Annotated in this window: 19 protein-coding genes; 5 read left to right on the top strand and 14 right to left on the bottom strand. The window is 67.7% G+C overall.

What is annotated here, in order from left to right; translation table 11 throughout:
- Nucleotides 1-6 precede the first annotated feature (6 nt).
- From ON38_RS29450 to ON38_RS29420, 7 genes are all read right to left on the bottom strand, one after another.
- A complete protein-coding gene (locus ON38_RS29450) occupies nt 7-1,302 on the bottom strand; it encodes a cytochrome P450 family protein (protein WP_373281260.1) in 1,296 nt (431 codons plus the stop codon).
- 366 nt (nt 1,303-1,668) lie between these two features.
- The gene (locus tag ON38_RS29445) at nt 1,669-2,262 is read right to left on the bottom strand and encodes a hypothetical protein (protein ID WP_039828342.1); all 594 of its coding nucleotides are present in this window, start codon (nt 2,260-2,262) and stop codon (nt 1,669-1,671) included.
- 47 nt (nt 2,263-2,309) lie between these two features.
- Nucleotides 2,310-3,806 (bottom strand): NAD(P)/FAD-dependent oxidoreductase, encoded by a 1,497-nt coding sequence (locus ON38_RS29440; RefSeq protein ID WP_039828341.1) that lies wholly within the window; start codon nt 3,804-3,806, stop codon nt 2,310-2,312.
- Nucleotides 3,807-4,100: 294 nt separating this feature from the next.
- The gene (locus ON38_RS29435; RefSeq protein ID WP_039828340.1) at nt 4,101-5,192 is read right to left on the bottom strand and encodes a hypothetical protein; all 1,092 of its coding nucleotides are present in this window, start codon (nt 5,190-5,192) and stop codon (nt 4,101-4,103) included.
- 254 nt (nt 5,193-5,446) lie between these two features.
- The gene (locus ON38_RS29430) at nt 5,447-6,658 is read right to left on the bottom strand and encodes a CaiB/BaiF CoA transferase family protein (RefSeq protein WP_039828364.1); all 1,212 of its coding nucleotides are present in this window, start codon (nt 6,656-6,658) and stop codon (nt 5,447-5,449) included.
- A gap of 96 nt (nt 6,659-6,754) precedes the next feature.
- Nucleotides 6,755-7,930 carry a serine aminopeptidase domain-containing protein gene (locus tag ON38_RS29425; protein ID WP_039828339.1) on the bottom strand — a complete coding sequence of 392 codons (1,176 nt, stop codon included), beginning with the start codon at nt 7,928-7,930 and terminating at the stop codon, nt 6,755-6,757.
- Nucleotides 7,931-8,009: 79 nt separating this feature from the next.
- Nucleotides 8,010-9,101 carry a homogentisate 1,2-dioxygenase gene (locus tag ON38_RS29420; protein WP_039828338.1) on the bottom strand — a complete coding sequence of 364 codons (1,092 nt, stop codon included), beginning with the start codon at nt 9,099-9,101 and terminating at the stop codon, nt 8,010-8,012.
- A gap of 141 nt (nt 9,102-9,242) precedes the next feature.
- On the opposite strand from ON38_RS29420, the gene ON38_RS29415 reads away from it, so the two are divergent.
- Nucleotides 9,243-10,124: a TetR/AcrR family transcriptional regulator gene (locus ON38_RS29415; RefSeq protein WP_083873202.1), complete on the top strand. Its 882-nt coding sequence runs from the start codon at nt 9,243-9,245 to the stop codon at nt 10,122-10,124.
- 320 nt (nt 10,125-10,444) lie between these two features.
- Nucleotides 10,445-11,008: a TetR/AcrR family transcriptional regulator gene (locus tag ON38_RS29410; RefSeq protein WP_039828337.1), complete on the top strand. Its 564-nt coding sequence runs from the start codon at nt 10,445-10,447 to the stop codon at nt 11,006-11,008.
- A gap of 173 nt (nt 11,009-11,181) precedes the next feature.
- On the opposite strand, the gene ON38_RS29405 is transcribed toward ON38_RS29410, so the two are convergent.
- Together ON38_RS29405 and ON38_RS29400 are read right to left on the bottom strand one after the other, a co-directional pair.
- Nucleotides 11,182-12,636 carry a SulP family inorganic anion transporter gene (locus ON38_RS29405; RefSeq protein WP_051165452.1) on the bottom strand — a complete coding sequence of 485 codons (1,455 nt, stop codon included), beginning with the start codon at nt 12,634-12,636 and terminating at the stop codon, nt 11,182-11,184.
- Nucleotides 12,637-13,338: 702 nt separating this feature from the next.
- A complete protein-coding gene (locus ON38_RS29400; protein WP_039828335.1) occupies nt 13,339-14,187 on the bottom strand; it encodes an LLM class flavin-dependent oxidoreductase in 849 nt (282 codons plus the stop codon).
- Nucleotides 14,188-14,426: 239 nt separating this feature from the next.
- On the opposite strand from ON38_RS29400, the gene ON38_RS29395 reads away from it, so the two are divergent.
- Nucleotides 14,427-15,293, top strand: a complete 867-nt coding sequence (locus tag ON38_RS29395; protein WP_083873201.1) for a methyltransferase domain-containing protein — start codon at nt 14,427-14,429, stop codon at nt 15,291-15,293.
- A 322-nt stretch (nt 15,294-15,615) separates the two neighbouring features.
- Here the strand turns inward: ON38_RS29395 and ON38_RS29390 are convergent, their stop codons facing one another.
- Entirely contained in the window at nt 15,616-15,840 is a 225-nt protein-coding gene (locus tag ON38_RS29390; protein WP_039828334.1) for a hypothetical protein, read from the bottom strand.
- Between the two features lie 545 nt (nt 15,841-16,385).
- Between ON38_RS29390 and ON38_RS29385 the strand changes: the two genes are divergently transcribed.
- Nucleotides 16,386-17,246, top strand: coding sequence for a methyltransferase domain-containing protein (locus ON38_RS29385; RefSeq protein ID WP_245564376.1), 861 nt, complete (start codon nt 16,386-16,388; stop codon nt 17,244-17,246).
- Between the two features lie 273 nt (nt 17,247-17,519).
- On the opposite strand, the gene ON38_RS29380 is transcribed toward ON38_RS29385, so the two are convergent.
- The 4 genes from ON38_RS29380 to ON38_RS29365 all read right to left on the bottom strand — a co-directional run bounded on the left by ON38_RS29380 (nt 17,520) and on the right by ON38_RS29365 (nt 19,630).
- Entirely contained in the window at nt 17,520-17,909 is a 390-nt protein-coding gene (locus ON38_RS29380; RefSeq protein ID WP_051165442.1) for a hypothetical protein, read from the bottom strand.
- 28 nt (nt 17,910-17,937) lie between these two features.
- The gene (locus ON38_RS34475) at nt 17,938-18,834 is read right to left on the bottom strand and encodes a hypothetical protein (RefSeq protein ID WP_051165440.1); all 897 of its coding nucleotides are present in this window, start codon (nt 18,832-18,834) and stop codon (nt 17,938-17,940) included.
- Nucleotides 18,835-18,856: 22 nt separating this feature from the next.
- Nucleotides 18,857-19,174 carry a type VII secretion target gene (locus tag ON38_RS29370; protein WP_051165439.1) on the bottom strand — a complete coding sequence of 106 codons (318 nt, stop codon included), beginning with the start codon at nt 19,172-19,174 and terminating at the stop codon, nt 18,857-18,859.
- Nucleotides 19,175-19,372: 198 nt separating this feature from the next.
- Nucleotides 19,373-19,630, bottom strand: coding sequence for a hypothetical protein (locus tag ON38_RS29365; protein ID WP_051165437.1), 258 nt, complete (start codon nt 19,628-19,630; stop codon nt 19,373-19,375).
- A gap of 84 nt (nt 19,631-19,714) precedes the next feature.
- Here ON38_RS29365 and ON38_RS29360 point away from each other — a divergent pair, with 84 nt between their 5' ends.
- On the top strand, nt 19,715-20,020 hold the full coding sequence (locus tag ON38_RS29360; RefSeq protein ID WP_039828333.1) for a hypothetical protein: 306 nt from the start codon (nt 19,715-19,717) through the stop codon (nt 20,018-20,020).
- Nucleotides 20,021-20,149: the final 129 nt, after the last annotated feature.

Raw genomic sequence — 20,149 nt, 5'->3', positions numbered from 1 at the left:
GACGGTCTACATCACGGGCAGCGGGGGAGCGGGTTCGAAGACGACGGGCAACCCCGCCAATGCCCGGTGGAACGGGCCCGGCCGCCATACCAATTCCTGCCGGGTATCCGGCCGCAGGTCGGGGATGGCATTGAGCACGACATCGATCGCGCTGCGTACGGCGGTGCGGGCCAGCGATTGCGCGGGGCAGGCATGCGGTCCCACACTCCAGGCGAGGTGGGAGCGGTTACCGACGAAACTGCCACCGGGGGTGTCGTAGTCGTTGCGGATCTCGGGATCGTTGTTGCAGGCCGAAAGACTGATGACCACCGGTTGGTGGGCGGGCAGCCAGGTGTCGGCGACCGGGATGGGCTGGCGCGGGTAGGTGGTGCAGAAGTTGGCCATCGGCGGGTCGTTGAACAGGACGTTGTCGATGGCGTCGTCGGTCGACAGATTTCCGCCGAAGGTGTCCCCGGGCCCGTACTGCGGTTCGGTGATCATCAGCAACAGCGCGTTGGTGATGAGATTGCGCTGGGCCTCGAAACCGGCGCCGTAGAAGCTCATCAGTTGCGCGAAGACCTCGACGTCGTCGAGCGCGGTGGTGTGTTCGGCCAGCCGCGAGGTCGCGTCGTCGCCCGGCCGGTCACGCTTGAGGTGGATCAGTTCCATCAGCGCGGATTTGAGGATCCCCATCCCCTCTTCGGCCCGTACCGTGTCGAAGCGCGCGGCCATGCCCGCCGCGATGCGCCGGCCGATATCGTCGGGGCAGCCGCAGATGTGGTTGATGATCTCCAGCGCCAGCGGGAAGGCGTACTGGCTCATCAGATCGGCGGTGCCGCGCTCACAGAAGTCGTTGATCAGCGGCGTGGCGATACGCTCGACCGTGGCCGGCAACGCGTTGAGGTCCACGCCGTCGATGCTGTCGGCGGATGCCTGCCGATAGCGGGCGTGCACGTCGCCGACGTTGTACCGGGCGGCCGGGAACCATTTCATCATCGGCAGCACCGGAGAATCCTGCGGCACGGTTTCCTGCCAATAGCGGGGGTCGGCCGGGAAGTGATCGGGGTCGTTGAGAATGCGCACGGCGATCTTGTGGTTGATCACCAGGGTGGCCGGAACGCCGGGCGCCAGGTCCACCGGGACCAGCGGCCCGAACTGTTCCCGCATCTCGCGATAGGCCCGATGGGGGTCGGTGGCGAACTCCTGGGTGTACATCGGGTACCGCGGGCTCGGCGGTTCGGCGACCGGTCCGGGAGCTGCGGGATATGCCCCCGCCGTCATCGACTGCGACAGTGGGATATGGCGTGGTGTGGTCAAGGACATGACTCCAGTTACGAGGCTCGAACGAGGTGGGATTCGGCGCGAACTCGTCGTGCGGACTCGTGCGCCCTGGCTGTTTGTTCCCCCACGAATTTCACTGACTACAGCACGGGCAAACGTGTCTCACGGACACGGCGGTTTTCGGTGAGGTCGAGTCGGTCGCCATCCCGTTCATGCACCGGTCGATCGGCGGGTGGATATCGCTGCGGGGGACAATTCGTCATGGCCGGCGGCCGTCGGGCACGGTCGGGTCCATGGAATTGTCACAGCGACAGCCTGTTTCATGCGTGCCTCTCATCAGTTCGGTGCAGAACTATAGTCCGCGCGGGCGATATCGCAATCGCTGGGTGAATGCTGGGCGGCGCGGGATCACCGTGCGTCGGCGCGTACGGAATCGGGTTCGTCGTTCCAATCCGGTCCCTCCGCGACGCCGGGGCCGTGTTCGGCGGAAATGATTCCGGGGTTGAACATTTCGCGGATATAGCAGAGCGGCTGGTCGAGGAGCAGGACGTAGGCCCGCGCCGCGCACAGGCGCCCATCCGGCCAGCGCGCCAGGCCGGCCCGCAGGATCTGCCGCCGCTGGGCAAGGCCCCGTGACATCAGGCTGCGGCCGATGGGATTGCCGGTGTCGTCCACCCCGTGGACCCGCGCCCGCCCCCGCGCGGCGACGACATAGTTGACCGAGACGGTCAGCTCCGCGTGCATCAGCCGGGACCTGCGGATCAGGACCCGGTCTCGCATCCGGACACAGAGCGCCTCGCGCACCGTGCCCGGTAGACCGGCGGCGTCCATTTCGCGCTGGTCCACGATCCGGACGGCGAGGTCGGCATCGACGATCGCCTCCAGGGCCGGAGTGGTGTAGCCGTCATGGGCGAGCAGCATCCGGGTCAGTGGGTCCCGGAATCCCGCGCCGCCGGGCGGAAACGCACCCGACGGCCCGGGAAGCAGGGGCGCAGCGGTCACTGCGGCCCCCGTCCTCGGGTACTCATGAGATCGATCCGAACTCTCGGTCAGTCGGTCGTGCTCTCGGCGGTGAGTGGTGGCAGCACCGGTCGGGCGACAGCGTCCTTCTCGGCGTCACTGCGGGTACCGGAGGTCAGGCCGAGTACCGGTGCGGTGGTGATCCGGATATCGCCCATCGTGGTGTCCGCGCCGAGCGGATCGCGCCAGATGTTCCAGACCGGGGACATATCGAGGTGGCCCATGTACTTGATATTCGCGCCCTCGGCGTAGTCCTCGTCCCGGAAACCTTCCGCTTCGCCGACAATGGTGCTGGTCGCCGTCCGGGCCTGGGTGCCGGAGGTCTCCTCCACGTCGGTCAGGCCGGCCATGATCCGGGTGAAGGACTGCTCGTTGGTGTCACCGTCGTGTTCCTCGGTGAGGGTGCTCGCGTGCGCGAAGTACTCGTCGGACCCGATGTAGTCCTTGTACATACGGGAGACCAGCGTGAGGAACCGCTCGTAGGCACGTCGATAGGTGTACTCGTGGAATGCCAGGGCGTCGGCTTCGCTCATCTCGCCACGCAGGTAGGTCGCGATGGACGCCGCCGCGGTGAGTCCGCCGTAGGTGGCCAGGTGCACACCCGTGGACAGCAGGGGATCGAGGAACAGCGCGGAATCGCCGACCAGCGCGTAACCGGGGCCCCAGAGCCGGTCCGACACATAGGAGTAGTCCTGCTCGGCGCGTACCTCGGCGATCTGTTCCGCGCCGTCGACCAGTTTCTGCATCGCCGGTGTATCGCGGATGATGGCGTGGTAATAGGCCTCCCGCGAACCGTATTCGCGGACCCGTTCGGCGGCGATCCTGGTGGAGATCACGTAGCCGACGCTGTTCTTCCCGCTCGCGAGCGGAATGTTCCAGAACCAGCCGCCCTCCGGAGTGGAGACGACATTGATGGCGCCTTCCGGACTGTCCGGGTGTAACCGTGCGCCCGTCCAGTACGACCAGATCCCGATATTGCGGAACCCGTTGTGTACCCGTCGCATCTGGAAATGTTTCGCCAGCAGCCCGGCGCGACCCGATGCGTCGACCAGGAAGTCGAACTCGGTGGTCCGGAGCGCGTCTTCGCCGGCGAGTACCCATTCGACCGCGGTGGGGCGGTCGTCGTCGGCGAAGACGACGCGCTTCACGGTGGCACCCTCGACCACCTCGGCGCCCTGGTCGGCCGCGTTGCGCAGGAGTATCTCGTCGAATTCGGCGCGGTCGACCTGCCACGACCAGGCCTCGGCATCCACCAGTGCCGCCCAGTTGAGCAACCAGGTGTCGTCCTGCCATTGGAAATAGCCGCCGCGCTTCACCTGGAATCCGTGCGCCGCGACCTTGTCGTAGGCGCCGGACAGGCGAAGCGTCGACAGGACCGAGGCCAGTAGCGATTCGCCGATGTGATAGCGGGGGAACGTATCCCGCTCCAGCAGGGTCACCCGGATACCTGCCCGGGCGAGCAGTGCTGCTGTGGTCGACCCGGCCGGGCCTCCGCCGATGACAAGAACGTGCGGATCGTGCGCCATAGCTGACTCCTGGATCAACAGAACGAACCATGAGGTCCGCCATCCGCGGCCGGACCGACCGGGGTCCATGGCCCGGAATCGCGATGCCGCAGATGGTTCAGAACAGAGTGGCGCCTCGAAAAGTGTATCAGCGAACGCACAATTGTGCGTGCATCTGCACGACGTACCTGCACGAACAAACAACTGCGGCAACACTTGCCGGCGCGGGTGTCCGACCGCTGACACCCGCCCACCCGGCGGCGCGCAGCAACCGCCGGGTGGCGAGTATCGGTATCGGGGCATGCGCCCGGCGGATCAGCCGCGGCTGCCCTCCGGCGCCCGCACGAGCGACGCGATGGTCGCGGCACCCTGTTCGGCCTCCTCGGCCTTGTTGCGGCCGAAACCGCACGCGGCCGCCACCCCGTAGGCGGTCGTCTCGCGGGCCTGTTCGAAAAGGGACAGCGCTTGCGCGCTCCGCTCGGGGTCGTCGGTGGAGACCACGCCCGCGATCACCCGCCATTCGGGCCCGAGTGTGCGCAGCGGCGCGTAGAAGCCGGGGTCGACCGGTGCGGGATGGGCGCCGTATGCGCACGGAATGTGCACCAGGGGGACGGGCACTTCCCGCTCGGCGAGACGGCGGCCGGTACGGTTCAGCAATGCGACGGCCGGTGCCAGATTCCGCGGGCTGAGCAGGCTCTCGTGCTGATAGTCGCCGTAACACAGGTGCACGATGGTCTCGGTCTCGATACCGTGCTCGCGATCGATGCCGTGCACCTTCTCCAGGAATCCGGCCAGTTGCCCCGCGACCACCGGCGCCAGCGCCCACAGCGCCCCGAGTTGCTGCGCCTTGACCATGGCCAGCAGCGAGATCGGCGTTTCCACCTGCCAGACGATCAGATCGCCGTGCCGCCGGCGTACCTCACGCATCTCCTGCAGGACCGCCTCGGTGTACACCGGTAGCTGCCGTAGCGCGGTGAGCGCGAGATTCGACCTTCGCAGTGCCAGTCCGACCGGCAGACCGCTCGCCACCGCGCCACCGGCATGGACGAACATGGCCAGATCCAGCGGATGGGGCTGGCTGAGCTGGAGCCTGGTTCCGGCCAGTTCGGGCCGGTCGCGGAGGAACGCCTCGAAGGCCGTCACCACTTCGCCGATCCGCTCGACCCGGTCCATCGAGACATCCCGCGGTTCGAGAGTCCGTCCGGCCCGGACGCCGTAGGTGGGGAAATCGGAGTATCCGTCGAACCCGCCCGGGCGCAGCACCTCCAGGGCGTCGGTGCGGTTCCCGATGTCTTTCAGGTAGGCCAGGATCCAGTCGGGATCCAGATCGCAGGGGATGGCCGTGACGGGACGGCCGTCGGTGTGCGCCGCGAACCAGTCCAGTACGCCACGATCACCTCCTGTCATCAGTTCACGGGGGAGGCTACCTACAAAATGCGCGTACCTGGTCATGCGTCACTCTTCTGTCACCCGGCAGGAGAACGACCGGCTCGCCGCCGGTCGCCCGAGGCGGCCGACACGCATCCGGCCGCTCGTCGCCGACGACACTGTGCCGCATGGTGTCTCACGCCACCGTTCGATGATAGCGGCTCGACATCGTCGAGCGGGCCGTCTCGGAGGATCGGTGGAGCGGCGGATCGGGTGCGCCGGAATCCGGCGCCCTAGACGATCCCTCGCGACCGCAGCGCCGCCAGCTCGGCCGCGGATTTTCCGAGCAGACCCGAATACACCTCGTCGTTGTGCTGACCCGGCCGCGCCGACCCGGCATTGCGGATGGTTCCCGGAGTCGCCGACAGCACGGGTACCACCCCCGGGCCTTTCACATTCCGTTCGATGCGCTCGTCGTAGTGGTCGGCGATCATGCCGCGTGCATTCAGTTGCGGATCGGTGACCACCTCGGCGACGGTGTTGATGGGCCCGCTGATCACGCCGGCTTCGCCGAGCGTCGCGATGATCTCCCCGGGCTGTCGCCGTGCCGCCCAGGCTCCGATGATCGCGTCGAGTTCGTCCTGGTTGCGCCCGCGTGCGGTGTGGTCGGCGAATCGTTCGTCGGTGGCCAGCTCCGGCTGGTCCATCGCCGCGCAGAGCCGGCGGAACACCGTGTCCTGGTTGGCCGCGATCACCACCCAGCTTCCGTCGGCGGTGCGGTAGATATTGGACGGCGCGATACCTTCCAGCCGGGTGCCCGACGGGCCGCGGACCACACCGCCGATGTCGTAGTCGGGAATGGTGGACTCCTGGACCGCCAGGCAGGCCTCGGTGAGCGCCGCGTCGACGATCTGCCCCTCCCCGGTGACGGTGCGCCGGTACAGCGCCGCCAGCGCACCCTGGGCGGCGAACATCCCGGCCAGACTGTCGCCGAGGGAGAGCGCGAGACGCGGCGGTGGGCCGCCGGGAAAACCGTTCATATGGCGCAGGCCGCTGGCCGCTTCGGCGACCGAGGCGTATCCGGCCTTGCGGGCCTCCGGGCCGGTCTGCCCGTACCCGGACACCCGGACCAGGATGATGCCCCGATTGTGTTCGCGCAGTATGTCATAACCGAGACCCCACCGTTCCAGCGTGCCGGGCCGCAGGTTCTCCACGATGATGTCGGATTTCGCGGCGAGTTCCAGGAAGAGGTCCCGTCCCGCGTCCTCGCGCAGATTGAGGGTGACGGCTTTCTTGTTGCGCGCGTGCACGGTCCAGAAGAAGTGATGTCCGTCGAGCTCGGCCTGCCCCCAGGTGCGTAGTGGGTCGGGGGCGTCGGGCGGTTCCAGTTTGATCACCTCGGCCCCCATATCCCCGAGGAGGCGGCCGGCGAAGGGGCCGGAGATCAGCGTCCCGATCTCGAGTACCCGGATACCGTCGAGAGCACCGTTTGTCGCGGAGTCCATCGCGGCATTATCTCCGGTGGTCATGGGGGCGGGTCCGAGGGGTTGGGCGGGCGGCCCGCGCACCGTGCTCCCACCGGGCCGGGGTTCGCGGCGGGATCACGCGGCGGGACCCAGATCGCGGGCGCGCAACCAGCCGTCGACGAGCGCGATCGCCTTCGCCAGCGGCTCCCGCTGATCGGGGCCCAGGTAGTAGTGGTTGGCGCGGGGGATCTCATGCAGTTCCTTGTCCGCGCTGCCCAGGGCCTCGTGGATGCGATGGGCGTGCGAGGGTGTGCACACATTGTCGGCGGCGTTGTAGATGACCAGGGTGGGGACCTCGATATCCGGCCCGCAGGCCACCGCGTCGCCGCGGGCGTCGTCGATGCTCCACTGCGACAGCCAGCTACGCAGGGTGGTGAACCGGGCCAGACCGAACGCACCCATGTTCACCTCCTGCGGTTCGCCCAGATAGGACTCGCCGGGAGTGCGATCGTTGGGATCGAGGGCGGGGTCGAGGACGGTGGGGTCGGCCATGGTGCCGTGCACGACGAAACAGAACTCGTCCTGTGGCCGGTCCGAGGCCTCGATCGCCGCCAGCTTCTCCTTCACCCAGGCGGTGATCCGCCGGTTCCGGTCGAGTTGCGCCTGCCGGTAGCGGGCGACGAATTCGGCGCGATAGGGCGGCCGGTTGGGGTTGTCGGGGTTGTAGAGATCCAGCTCCGGGTCGCGCCGCGCCGGGTCGGTCTCGTCGAGTATCGACGGGTCCAGGCATTCGGTGAGCGTGTGGTGACGGCTGATGTGAGCGGCCATGAGCAGGATGCCGTCGGCCGGGATCAGGTCGAGTGTGGTGAGGTCGGGTCCGTCGCCCGAGGGGCTCGAGGTCACGGTCGGATGCGTGGCCTGCTGCTGGTAGTACACCGACAGCGAGCCGCCGCCGCTCCACCCGGCCAGGACCACCTTGGTGTAGCCGAGCCGCTTCTTGGCGTCACGGATACATTCGCCGAGGTCCTGCACCACTTTCTCCATGAGCAGCGCGGCGTCGGCGCCGCGGTAGCGGCTGTTGCAGACGATGATGTGATGCCCGGCCCGGGCCAGCGCGGTGACGATCGGCAGATAGGTGCCGCTGGAGACGGGGTGCATGAGCACCAGCACCGTGTCGGACGGGAGGTCCTTCGGTTTCACCAGAACCGAATCGAGAGTGACAGTTTCGGTGAGACCGCCGTAGGCGTCCCGGGTGCCGGAGGTGTTCGCGTACGCCACCACATACGGGACGCGTTCGACATGATGCGACATCGTTCCTGCCTTCGTCTTTCGTTTCCCCCGCGCACCGCGGGGGCGGCCGCGGTACGTGACCGCCCGGATGTCCGGCCCCTCAGTGCGCGCCGAGGTTCGCGGCCCGCACCTCGGGGGAGGGAGTGAGCCGCCGCCGCGTGTCGACCGCGATCGTGGTCCACCCGATACGGGTGATCTCCTCGCGTTTGCGCCGCGCCCGCTCGCGCATCTTCTCCGGTGCGCCGTGGTGGACACCCTGCGGTGCGTGGGAGATCAGCCCCGGCGGCATGGGGACGCCGTACATATCGCCGCCGTGGAAGAACGCGATCTCGTCGTAGTCGGCGTTGCGGTGATACCACGGCACGGTTTCGGTCCCCGGCGCCGATTCGGCCCGCTTCGGCAGGAAGTTCATCACGTACACGCCGGTGGCCTGCATGAACAGATGCACGGTGGCGGGCAGGTGGACGGTATCGGAAAGGATCACGTTGTAGTCGGCGATATTGAATGTGAACGGGAAATTGTCTCCCTGCCAGCCCACCACGTCCAGCGGATGGTGCCGATAGAACAGGGATGTGGGGCCGCCCTCGTGGATCAACCGCACTTCGTACTCGTCGCGCCCGTCGTCATCCATGGCCTGCGGGTCGGGGACGACCATCTTGCCCGGGTCGAAAGGGAAATGCCGCCCCAGCGGACCGGCCGGCGGAACCCGGAACTCCTCGGTCGCCTCGACCATCAGCCAGGTGGATTCGCTGTCGGGCACCTGCCGGAAGGTGCAGGCCTTCGGGAGATACACCCAGTCGCCCTCGCGATAGCGCAGTGGCCCGAACTCGGTCTCCAGCAGTCCGCTGCCCTTGTGGACGAACGAGAGCAGATCGCCGTCGACGTAGCGCGCGAAGAACGGCATCTCCCGCGCGCGCCGGCTCAGCAGGATCCGGCAGTCGGTATTGGAGAACAGCAGTAGCGGTGAGCCGGCCGGGTCGGTGGAGTCGGTGGGCTTCAGCGTGTCGGCGAGCACGTCGACGGGGGCCAGCGGCCCTTCGGCGCGATAGCCCATCGGCTCGTTGCGCCGGTACAGCTGGGCGGTGCGCCCGGTGAATCCGCCGCGGCCCAGTTCATCGTCCTTGAGACCGCCGAGATCAGCGTGCATCCGGTCGGGAGTGGTGCCTTTTCGCAGGTGCACAAAGGATTCCATAGCAGTGTCCCGTCCTCGTCGGGCGCGGAGCGGCCGTGGCACCGACCCGGGCCGGCGCGTTGCTATCCCCCACACCGCACAGCGAAGTGATCGGTGTCACCCTCGCAGAGAAATTGATAGCTGTCAATATAATCCGTATCCATGGACGTAGAGGTCGCACCGGAACCACGGGGGTCGCGCAAAGGGCGAGGGCGCCCGCCCACCGGCGATTCCCCCGCCTCCGTGGACGAGATCCTCACGGTCGCACTGCGGGTCTTCGCGCGCGACGGGTTCGCGGGCGCCTCGGTCGCCGCGATCAACCGGGAACTCGGGGTGAGCCACAACCTGATCCATCAGCGGTTCGGATCCAAGGAAGCACTGTGGTACGCAGTGGTGGACTGGATCTTCACCGATGTCGTCACGCTGCTGCGGATCCGCCCCGACCGCGACGATCTGCCGCCGCTGGAGGAATTCCGCGCCGGCATCATCCGCTTCCTGGAGATCCAGGCCGAATATCCGGATGTGGTGCGGTTGATCAGTATGGAATCGGCCATCGAAGGACCCAGACTGACCTACCTCTACGACCGGCACATCGAACCGATGTCGATGCTGCTCGCCGAACCGCTCAAACCGCTGCTCCGCCAGCGGATCCTCAATCGTGACGACCTCCGCACCCTGCACTTCCTCATCACCAGCGGCGCCACCGCCCCCTTCGCGCAGCTGCCGCTGGCGACCCGGATCGCCCCGGCGGACCCCCTCTCCCCGCGGGCGGTGCGCCGCCACGCGCGCCTGGTCGCCGACACCGTGGTCGCCGGTATCGAGGCCCGGGCGGCCCGGTTGCCGGCGGCGGAGGAAGACCTCGGTGACGGGCGACAACCGGACCGTGCCACGGCTCGCCGACGGATCGGGCCGGGCGATCACGGTACGCATTCCGGCATATCTACTGGAAATGCGCGGATGACCCAGGAGTTCGGTCCCGAGTGGACCGAGACCTATGGGACAGCGCACGAGAAGAGCGGTGGTAACCCACCCAACCGGCCGTGAGGCGATGCTTCCTGGACGGGAATGCTCCTGTGCAAACGATTCCGTGGACCAGCGGTATCAAATACCTCGAGTTCGGCGATGCAGGAGTCGTCCGCCGCGATGCCGAATTGGCCCCCACCCGGGGCCGGGTAACAGGAGGCCGAGTACTGGCGCCCACCGGGTAGCCAGGACGTCGGCCCTCTTCGGGCCCACATCGACGAGCCGTTCCAAGGGGGCCGGGCAGCGCTCGGTCTCCTAACGCGCGTAAGTCTCGGTGTCGACGTGGCCCAGCGGGGCCGCCGGGTGCGCGGGAAACTCCACTACCCGGTTAAGCTGACCCGATGGCGCGGGCGCGTGGTGCTGTTCAGTTGACGGTGGACGACTGGTTGCAGGCCGGCTACACCGTGCTGGCGGAGGAGGGCTTCCGCGCGCTCAAACTGGATGAGGTCTGCCGGCGGCTGCGGGTCACCAAAGGCAGTTTCTACCATCACTTCTCCGGTTTCGCCGCGTTCAAGGACGCGCTCGTGGCGGCGTGGGGCGGTTGGCGCGATCAGGATCATCAGCGGATGGACGCGCTTGCCGGGTTATCGCCGCGGGAACGGCTGATCGAGATGATGGGATTGCTCACCGGTTCCCGGCAGTGGACGCTGGAGCGCGCCATGCGGGAATGGGCGCGTTCGGATCCGCGCGCCGCGGCGAGTGTGCGTGCCTCCGACCGGCGTGCCCGCCGCGTGGTTCGCCGGGCTTTCCTGGACCACGGGTTCGAGCCGGAGAACGCGACCCGGCGGGCGGAATGGATGTTCGCGATGGGGATCGGTGCGCTGCATCTGTCGGATGGTTCGCGCCGGACCCGGACGGGGATCGCCGAGCACGCCGAGTTGGTCGATTTTCTGCTGCGTCCCTGAGCGGTGGGTGGCGAATCGACCCGAGAGCCACGACCCGGGGTGGAGCATGCTACGCGCTCGCGGGGGTGCGCGGCGGCTCCGATGGTGCGACCGGCAGCCGGCCCCGGACACCGCTGCCGGACTCCGGCCGGGTGAGCGAGCGGATCGGCGAATACCCGGTGTACAGAACCGGATCAGTGCCCGCCCCTCAGATGACCCGACAACCGCCGGTGCCGTGCGACGGACGCCGGGTTCAGGCCCAGTATCTCCACGCGTTTGCCCTTGGCGGCGTACTTCGTGGCGACGGCGTCGAGCGCGGCCACGGTGGAAGCGTCCCAGATATGCGCTTCGGACATATCGAGGATGATCTCGGTCGGGTCGCCGTCGTAGTCGAAGCGATGGACGAGATCGTTGCTGGAGGCGAAGAACAGTTCGCCGCGCACCTTGTAGACGCGGGTGGTGGCAGCGGAATCCACGGGTACGACCTCGGTGAAATGCGCGACCCGGTGCGCGAAGGCGACCATCGCGGTGAGGACACCGGTGACCACGCCGTAGGCCAGATTGTGGGTGACGACGGTGACGGCGACCGTCAGCAGCATGACCGTGGTCTCGGCGATCGGCATCCGCCGCAGCGTCGCGGGAGCCAGCGAATGCCAGTCCATCGCGGTGATCGACACCATGATCATGACCGCTACCAGCGCCGCCATCGGGATCCGCGCGACCAGCCCGCCGAGTCCGACCACCAGGATCAGCAGGAACACCCCCGAAAGGAAGGTCGAGATCCGGGTGCGGGCGCCGGCGATCTTCACATTCATCACCGTCTGGCCGATCACCGCGCAGCCGCCCAGACCGCCGAATAATCCTGTGACGATATTGGCGACGCCCTGGCCCCAGCTCTCGCGCGACTTGTTCGACACCGTGTCGGTGATGTCGTCGACGAGTTCGGCGGTCATCAGCGACTCCAGCAGCCCGACCACCGCCATCGCGAACGCGTACGGGGCAATGATCCGCAGCGTCTCGAGGGTCCACGGCACCTCGGGCAGCAGGGGGAGCGGCAGGGACGAGGGCAGATCTCCTTGGCCGCCGACATCGGGCACGTGCAGCCCGAACGTCACGGTGACAGCGGTGAGCGCGACGACCGCCACCAGGGGCGCGGGTACCGCGGTGGTGACTCTGGGGAGCAGTGCGATGATCGCGACACCCGCCGCCACCAGCGGATACACCAGCCACGGCACCCCGATCAGCTGGGGGAGCTGGGCGAGGAAGACCAGCATCGCCAGCGAGTTGACCACGCCGACCATCACACTGCGCGGGATGAACCGCATCAGTTTCGCGACGCCCGCCACGCCGAGCGAGATCTGCAGCACACCGGCCAGGATCACCGTGGCCGGCAGATAGTCCGGACCGTGGTCGCGCACGACCGGCGCGACCACGAATGCCACGGCACCGGTCGCCGCGGAGATCATGGCGCGGCGGCCACCGGTGAACGCGATGGTGACCGCCATGGTGAACGACGCGAACAACCCCATCCGCGGATCCACACCCGCGATGACGGAGAAGGCGATCGCCTCGGGGATCAGAGCCAGCGCCACGACGAGGCCGGCCAGCACTTCGGTGCGTAACAGTTTCGGGCTGCGTAGCGCCGCCATCACCGAGGAACCGGAATGGTCGGTGCGCGTCGCCGTCGCCACGGTGGCTGTCTCCGTTCACTGAGCGCGGCCGCCGCCGCACGGCCGGGCCGGCACGAAATCATCGGGGAAGCCGAGCGGGCGCGGAGAAGTCGTGAGCGGGACGAACTCGGGAACCGGCCACGTCGCCGGACAGCTGTGGTCGGCGAACACTCGGCCCGGCAACTCTACCTTCCCGTCAGGGTGGGGTCGCGACCCGCTCCGGTGGGGACGGCCGGTCGGTCGATGGGCGAGCCGACTGCTCCGGCGGTGCCCACAGGCCGGGCTCACCGGCGAGCCCGGCCGGTGGGCACGTCGGTGAGCCCGCTCGGGGCGTGGTCCACGCGCCACCGGAAACGACGAACGCACCGGAGACGAAGCACGCCGCGGGGGAGAGGAGGAGATCGACGGTTCAGGCAACCTCCCCGGGGCGCCCGATCCGGCCGGCGGGGTGTGTGACCGCATCGCCGCACGCCGCCGGCCGGTCCGATCCACCTTTAACCACGAAACGGGCGCTCGCCGCGCCACGGGAGGAGCCGTCTCCCCGGAAGGCACCGCTCGCGGATCGATGTGACCGGGAGAGGTGGACAAGCGCCACATCCACAGGAAGCGGCCGATGGGGCGGTCCGGGCGCCGCGTGGACCGCCGCACCTTTCCGCGTCCGCCCCATCGGCGCGTAACCGATCAGCCGATCAGGTCCGCCAGGCGATCGACCTGGCCGGGGTCGGTGCCGTAGCAGTACAGCATCACCTCGTCGGCGCCGAGGTCGGCGAACTGCTGTATCACCGTGCGGATCTCGTCCGGTGTCGTGCGCATACCCGACACGGTGTGTTCGGCCCAGTCGGTGAATTCGTAGTAGGCGCCGATGGCCGCCCGGGCCTCGTCGATGACCGATTGCGGTCCGAGCGCGACATTGACCTGGGCCACGATCCGTGGTTCCCCCTGCCGCCCGTGCGCGTGCCAGGACCGGCGGACCGAATCGAACAGCTCTTCACACCACTGTGGCGGTACCGCGGACAGGAATCCGTCACCCCAGCGGGCGACGCGTTCCAGCGCGGCGGGCCGGAAGCCGCCGAACAGGATCGGCGGTCCGCTGCGGCGAACCGGCGCGGGCCCGATCGGCCCGCATTCGCCGCCGAACGGTTCACCGGCCCACAATTCGCGCAGTCGCGCGAGTTGCTCGTCCATCCGGCGGCCGCGGGTGCGCAGGTCCACCCCCGCCGCGAGGTGGTCGTCGGCGCGGCCGCCGACACCGAGTCCGAGCACCAGTCTGCCGCCCGACATACGGTCGAGGGTCGCGACCTGTTTGGCCAGCAGCGCGGTATCGCGCAGCGGGGCCAGCAGAACCTCGGTCTGTACATTTATCCGGCTGGTGGCGCCGGCGAGCACCGCCAGCGCCACCAGCGGTTCGGGATTGTCGTAGACGAGGCGGTCGAGCAGGCCGAGAGTTGAGAAGGGGCCCGCGTCGGCCCGGCGCGCCCATTCGAGCAGGGCGACGGGGTCGGCGATGGGGAGTCCGAGTCCGATGTGCATGGAATTCCTCCGGAAAATGGGTGGGCAAACTACGCCGCCCACTCCATCGCCCGGTTCGTCGGGTGCGGGCTCCCACTCTGCGGCTGTACTTCCGGGGAGCTCCGATCGGATTGCGCCGACTATAAGGCCGGAAGGCGATCGGCCACAAGCGCGAACGAACTCGCACGACGAGCCTGTCGTCCGCGGGATACGGCGATCGGAAAACATGCCGGGCCGAATCGGCGGTTACTGTCGGCTTCATGTCGAGTGACCACTCCGCGCCGCCGCGGTCCCCGTCCTTCCATCTGAACGCGATAACGAGTGAAACACAGCAGGGCACAGCAGTTTCCGAAGACGACCCGATGGCGGTGCTGATCCGCGTGCTCGACCTGCAGGCCGCACTGCCGGGCATCCGGCGGATGCGCCGATGGGGTCACCGAGCGCTCGACACCGCCCCGGGCGAGCGGGCGCTCGACGTCGGCTCGGGGACCGGTTCGGAGGTGCTGGAGTTCGCACGGCGCGTAGGGGATCGCGGCGAGGCGGTGGGAGTCGATCCGAACCCCGCCATGCTGGCCGCCGCGCGGGAGCGGGCCGCCGCGGCCGGTGTGGAAGCCCGATTCGTCGAGGGTGATGCCTACCGGTTGCCGTTCGAAGACGATTCGTTCGATGTCGTGCGCTGCGAGCGCGTGTACCAGCACCTCGACGACCCCACCGCCGCGACCGCCGAGATCGCCCGCGTGCTACGGCCGGGCGGGCGTGCCCTGCTCGTCGACACCGACTGGCAGACCGCGATTCTGCATCCGGGCGACCCCGCGGTGGTGGCCCGGATGACCGCCGCGATGCTCGACACCACACCCAACGCCACCGCCGGGCGCTCCCTGCGCGGACTACTCGTGGCCGCCGGGTTCGACATCGACGATATGGGTTCGGAGGCGGTGATCTGGGACCCGGTCACCGTCCGTCCCATGTTCGACCAACTCGGCAGAAGAGCTCTGGCCAACGGGGTGATCACCCAGCAGGAACGCGACGACCTCACCGCCGCGATCGACGCCGGTATTGCCATCGGGGACTATCTGCTGTCGGTGACCATGTTCGCGGTCCTCGCCCATCTCCCGCCGCGTCGATAGGTGACCGCCGGCGGCGGCACCAGGCCAGGCGGCGGGTCGAGCGTCGCGATACAGAGCCGGTCGCCCCGGTCCGGTCACCGAGAACATCTGCGACTGTTGCGTTCTCGACCGAGGGACGCCTCGAGGAAATCTGACGGATACGTGGGGCCTTGGAAAAAGAACGGTCCCGGAAGGCTTCCGCAGCCTTCCGGGACCGCCGGTAACGGATGAATCATCCGAGACCTACGCAGATTTGGGGTGGTGCTGTACGTCTCTCATCGGAGCGGCCACGCCCGGCGAACAGGGGCCGCGTGCGTCGAGAGAGATGTACGGGTGCCGATTACTAGCCGTTGGTGGGAGTTTCCCCGGCCGATCCGGTCACCAGCGTCAGCAGTGCCGGCAGCAGCTGTTCGGCGGAACCGGTGCCCTCGTCCTGGATCTCGGTTCCGGTCACGGGAGCCGATTCGGTCAGGGGCAGCGGTGCGGCGGACGCGGCACCGGCCGCGACGCCTACTCCGGCGGCGGCGATGGAAACAGCAGCGGCGAAGGTGCTGAATCTGGATCTCACAGGGTTCCTTTCGTTGGTGTCCCGTGGTGGGACGAAGGATGATTACGCTGTCACATGTCGACGCACTGCGAGAGTGTTACAGCGAGATATGTTTTCTCTCACAGAATTAGAAGTATCGGCACCTCACTTGTAGCGGCTCCGCTCTACATCGCCGATCGGGCTCCACCGCGACTCGGTCCCCACCTGAACAATCGTGGTAGGTGGCCGGCTCCACCGAACTCGGACTTCGGACTCCACTCGGACCTCGGAACCGCCATCCTTCGATATGGGGCTCAGCGGTGTCGATCCGCGGCGAACAGCTCGACCGGCCGGGCGACCATCGGTTGCGTGCCGAAACGGTGTCGCGTTTTCGGGCGTGAAGCACACCGAGGTCCCGGTCGGCGGGTCCGGTCGCAGACATGAAGCCGATCGCGTAGGTACTCGGCGCGAGGCGTGTGAGCCGGGCCGCGCCGGGCATTCGGCAGCGTATTCGCGCCCGAACCGCCACCGAATCGATGCCGAGCTTGCGCCGAAACACCGCCCCGACCTCGCTATTGTCTGAATCCGTGCCGAGCGAACCCGAGCAACCCGCACGGACGCCGTCCTTCCACCTGGATGCCATCGCGGCCGCGCGCACCGCGGACGCGACGTCCGATGCCGACCCGATGGCCCTGCTCGTCGCCGCCCTCGATCTGCAGGCCGCTCTCCCCGGGATCCGGCGTATGCGCCGCTGGGCCCACGAAGCGCTGGCCGTCGGCGCCGGGGAGCGAGTCCTCGATATCGGCTCGGGGACCGGGTCGGAAGTGCTCGAGTTCGCCCGTCGGGTCGGACCCGGTGGGGAGGCTGCCGGTGTCGAACCGAACCCGGCGATGCTCACCGTCGCCCGGGATCGGGCCGCGGCGGCGGGAGTGCGGTGCCGGTTCGTGGAAGCCGACGCCTACCGGCTGCCGTTCGACGACGACCACTTCGACGCGGTGCGCAGCGAGCGCGTCTACCAGCACCTCGACGACCCCGTCGCGGCCACCGCGGAGATCGCCCGGGTCCTGCGGCCGGGCGGCCGGGTGGTGCTGGTCGACAGCGACTGGCAGACCGCCATCCTGCACCCCGGGGACCCCGCGGTGGTCGCCCGGATGATCGCCGCGATGCTCGAGGCCACCCCCAATGCCAGATCCGGCCGTTTCCTGCGCGGTCGGCTGGTGGCCGCCGGGTTCGAGATCGACGATATGGGTTCGGAGGCGGTGATCTGGGACCCGGCCACCGCGCGCCCGATGTTCGACGAGGTCGGCGGGGCCGCGCTGACCCGGGAGGTGATCACCGAACAGGAACGTGACGATCTCGTCGCCGCCATCGAAGCGGGTGTGGCGGTCGGTGACTATCACCTGTCGGTCACCATGTTCGCGGTCCTCGGCCATCTGCCGCCCGCATAGTCACGGGAAGTACCGTTGCCGACACCGCCGTGCAAGCGGCTCATTTCCATCGGCCCGATTCCCCGAAGGGACTCGACGATCGCGGCTCGCGGACGAGCACGGAGTCCTTCCCGGATCTGGCCGTCGAGCTGTTCGAGCCGATTGTCGAGAGCGAGGATCTGTTCGGCCGGGTCTGCGATGATGTTCGTACGCGGTCACCGATAACGACGCCTGGACGACGCCGACAGTGACACCGTGTCGGTGGGGGAGGGGAGTGCGATGGCGGCGCCGGTGCTATCGAGGCGGATAGAGATCGGGACGGAAGAGGGCTTTGGCGCCGTCGCGGGTGTAGAGCTTGCGTTGTAGCTGCCGCAAGATCACGATCGCTTCGTCGTCTCGCATCGGGCTGACGAGCTGGAATTCGACTCCTGCGCCGAGCAGATCGCTCCCGAAGGCCAGTTCGCTGAGAAACAGAACTCGTGCGGTGTCGAGGTCGTTGAGGGTAAGCCCCTCGGCGACCGCGTGGCGGAGCCTGCCGACCTCGGTGTCGAACAGGTCCCGGTCGTCGAACCCGAATGCGCGCACGGGTATCGGCGCGCTGGTCGATACTCCGGTGTAACTCGCCAGCGCCGAGTCCAGGAATTCGTGTTCCCTCGGGCTCAGCGAGGCCATGTCGAAACCCATTGAAGGTTCTCCTGAGGTGTGTGCGGTGTCAGCGAGCCGGTCCCGTGCCCGGCTTGCCAGGGTAGGTACCTCCGAGGCCACCGGGCGGAGTGGGGGGCCCGAGCGAGGGATCCTCTACCTGGTTGGTGAGGCGTATGAATTCCCCCAGCGGGTCCTTGGGGCGGTACACGGTTCCGTGATCGGTCGTGCTCGGGTCGACGATGACGATGTAGCCGTCCCAGCTCATCATCACCGGGTTGCCATTCTTGTCTTTGCCGAGCCGTTCGGTCTGATTAGGGCCCGTCATGATCTGGTGGACCTTCTCGGCGAGGTCGTCCTGGGTCATGCCCTTGAAGTCGTCGTAGTGCTTCTCCCAGGCGTGACCGTAGGCGATCTCCTGTGCGAGCCGATAGGCCGGGTCGCTGCTCCACCCGCCAGGGGGCTGCGGCAGGCCCTTGTTGGATGTTTGGAAGAGGATGTCGTCAGGCGCGGACACCCGGAGCGCATCGTTCGCCTCGGCGATCTTCGCGCCCCACTGCGAGTCGGCGGTGGTCAGGGCGGACGCGAGGCCGGCCAAGCGGGAAAGCTGCACACCGGCTTCGGAGTTCCAGTCCTCTACTCCGCTGACGGTCCAATCTTCGGCTACGGCGACTGGGGAGTGGACGTAGAGCTGGAAAATAGTCTTGATTTCCGCGAGCGGGAAGTCCATGTCCCGAGCAGCGCCCGCACATGCCGTGGCGAGATCATCGAAGGCAGTCCCGATCGCGCGCATATCCGTGTGCTCGCGGTCGGCTCTGTCACCGGCGGCGGTGCGTGCTTCGCCCTCCCACGGGATGTCGTGGTGGATCACGGTTTGCATCGAGTCCGCGGCTTTCAATACCGCATCCGCGATCAGGCCGGCGCGTTCGCCGATGCCCGCCAGTGCCGAGATGTCCCAGCTCAGCACCTCGGATGGAGTCGGCGCAGAGTTAGTTCTCATCGCTGCCGCTATCCGGGAGCAGGGCCGAGATAGTCGAGAGCTTACCGGCCAGCTCTATATCGCTGTCACCGAAAGTGCTCGCAGAGTCATTGAGCAGCTGCGAGAGCTGCGTGAACCGTGTGCAGAGCGCGTCCCTGGCCTGGCGAGCGGCCTCGGTGGACGCGACGAGGTTTATTCCGACTTCGGATCCTGCCAACTTGCCCTCGACCTGCTCCGCCCCCAGCGCTGGGGCGGTGTTGATCTCGTCGGACAAAAGGCTCAAAGTTTGTGCGGCGGACCGCAGCTTCTCCGGATCGACCTCGACCACAATTCCCCCTTGCGTCCGGTTTTCTCTGCCGGTTTGCGGTCCGATCGTAGACCGCTGGTGATCACCGTGCGAGCCGAAACAGCCTGCGACGGAGATCGACAAATGGGTAGGTTTTCGGTGGCCCGGATCATGCTGGTGTCGGCGTTGTGGGCGTTCGCAGCCAGCCGCCACGGGCGGCGCAGGCGCGGATGGAGTCGATCACGAGGCGGCCGGAGGGGCGGAAGGGGCAGCGTGGGGGTTGGATCCAGCGGCGGAAGAGTTCGCTGCGGTCGGTGGGGGAGGGAGGGCGATGGTGGCGCCGGTGCGGACGATGGAGATGTTGAGCCGGAACATTTCGGCGAACAGGGCGGTGTCGTCGGGCAGGTCGGGGCGGATGAGGAAGCTCCATCGGCCGGATCGGATGTGGGAGATGATGGGCCCCGCGTCGATGCCGGCGTCGTGGTGGCGGGTGGTCACGTCAGCGGCCGACCTGATCACCGGATGCGCTTGCTGTGCTGTCAGTCTCGAGGAGTTGACGGTCCTGAGCTGTGGTCAGGGGCCATGACCGAGCTCGACGTACGTGCGCCGGAACCCGACCTCGGAGGTATCGACGGCGGGCTGACCGCCCTGCGCGGGGTACTCGCCGAAGTCGCCGCGGCGGACAGTGACAGCTGTGAACTCGCCCTCGAAATGCGCCGCGACCTCGCCGAGATCCTCGCGGGGATCGGTAATCATGTCGGAGCACTGGAACTGCTCGAGGCGCTGTATGCAGACCTGTGCGTACTACGCGGGGCCGACTACCCAATGACCCGCGAGGTCGAGGATCTACGGACCGAGTTGCTGTCGGAAACAGTGAGTGGGTCATGAGCCGTACCCGTAGTTTGTCATCTCCCCGCGTCTGCCTGCCACGGTTTCCGACCCGAGCTCCATCTGGACAATGACTTCGATGTCCTTCTTGTCCCGTTCGGGTGGGCCTGCGTTCATGCCTGGCATCGG

It is taken from the genome of Nocardia testacea NBRC 100365 (assembly GCF_000308775.1).
GTDB classification, from domain to species: Bacteria; Actinomycetota; Actinomycetes; order Mycobacteriales; family Mycobacteriaceae; genus Nocardia; species Nocardia testacea.
Note: the sequence above shows the minus strand (reverse complement) of the source record. Positions and strands in the feature narration are given on the sequence as shown.

Coding starts and splice junctions, on each gene's coding strand:
- ON38_RS29435 (WP_039828340.1), bottom strand. CDS start 5,192: ATGACAGGAGGTGATCGTGGCGTACTGGACTGGTTCGCGGCGCACACC.
- ON38_RS29360 (WP_039828333.1), top strand. CDS start 19,715: ATGACCGAGCTCGACGTACGTGCGCCGGAACCCGACCTCGGAGGTATC.
- ON38_RS29410 (WP_039828337.1), top strand. CDS start 10,445: ATGGCGCGGGCGCGTGGTGCTGTTCAGTTGACGGTGGACGACTGGTTG.
- ON38_RS29405 (WP_051165452.1), bottom strand. CDS start 12,636: ATGGCGGCGCTACGCAGCCCGAAACTGTTACGCACCGAAGTGCTGGCC.
- ON38_RS29440 (WP_039828341.1), bottom strand. CDS start 3,806: ATGGCGCACGATCCGCACGTTCTTGTCATCGGCGGAGGCCCGGCCGGG.
- ON38_RS29450 (WP_373281260.1), bottom strand. CDS start 1,302: ATGTCCTTGACCACACCACGCCATATCCCACTGTCGCAGTCGATGACG.
- ON38_RS29420 (WP_039828338.1), bottom strand. CDS start 9,101: ATGGAATCCTTTGTGCACCTGCGAAAAGGCACCACTCCCGACCGGATG.
- ON38_RS29380 (WP_051165442.1), bottom strand. CDS start 17,909: ATGGGTTTCGACATGGCCTCGCTGAGCCCGAGGGAACACGAATTCCTG.
- ON38_RS29395 (WP_083873201.1), top strand. CDS start 14,427: ATGTCGAGTGACCACTCCGCGCCGCCGCGGTCCCCGTCCTTCCATCTG.
- ON38_RS29415 (WP_083873202.1), top strand. CDS start 9,243: ATGGACGTAGAGGTCGCACCGGAACCACGGGGGTCGCGCAAAGGGCGA.
- ON38_RS29425 (WP_039828339.1), bottom strand. CDS start 7,930: ATGTCGCATCATGTCGAACGCGTCCCGTATGTGGTGGCGTACGCGAAC.
- ON38_RS29430 (WP_039828364.1), bottom strand. CDS start 6,658: ATGGACTCCGCGACAAACGGTGCTCTCGACGGTATCCGGGTACTCGAG.
- ON38_RS29400 (WP_039828335.1), bottom strand. CDS start 14,187: ATGCACATCGGACTCGGACTCCCCATCGCCGACCCCGTCGCCCTGCTC.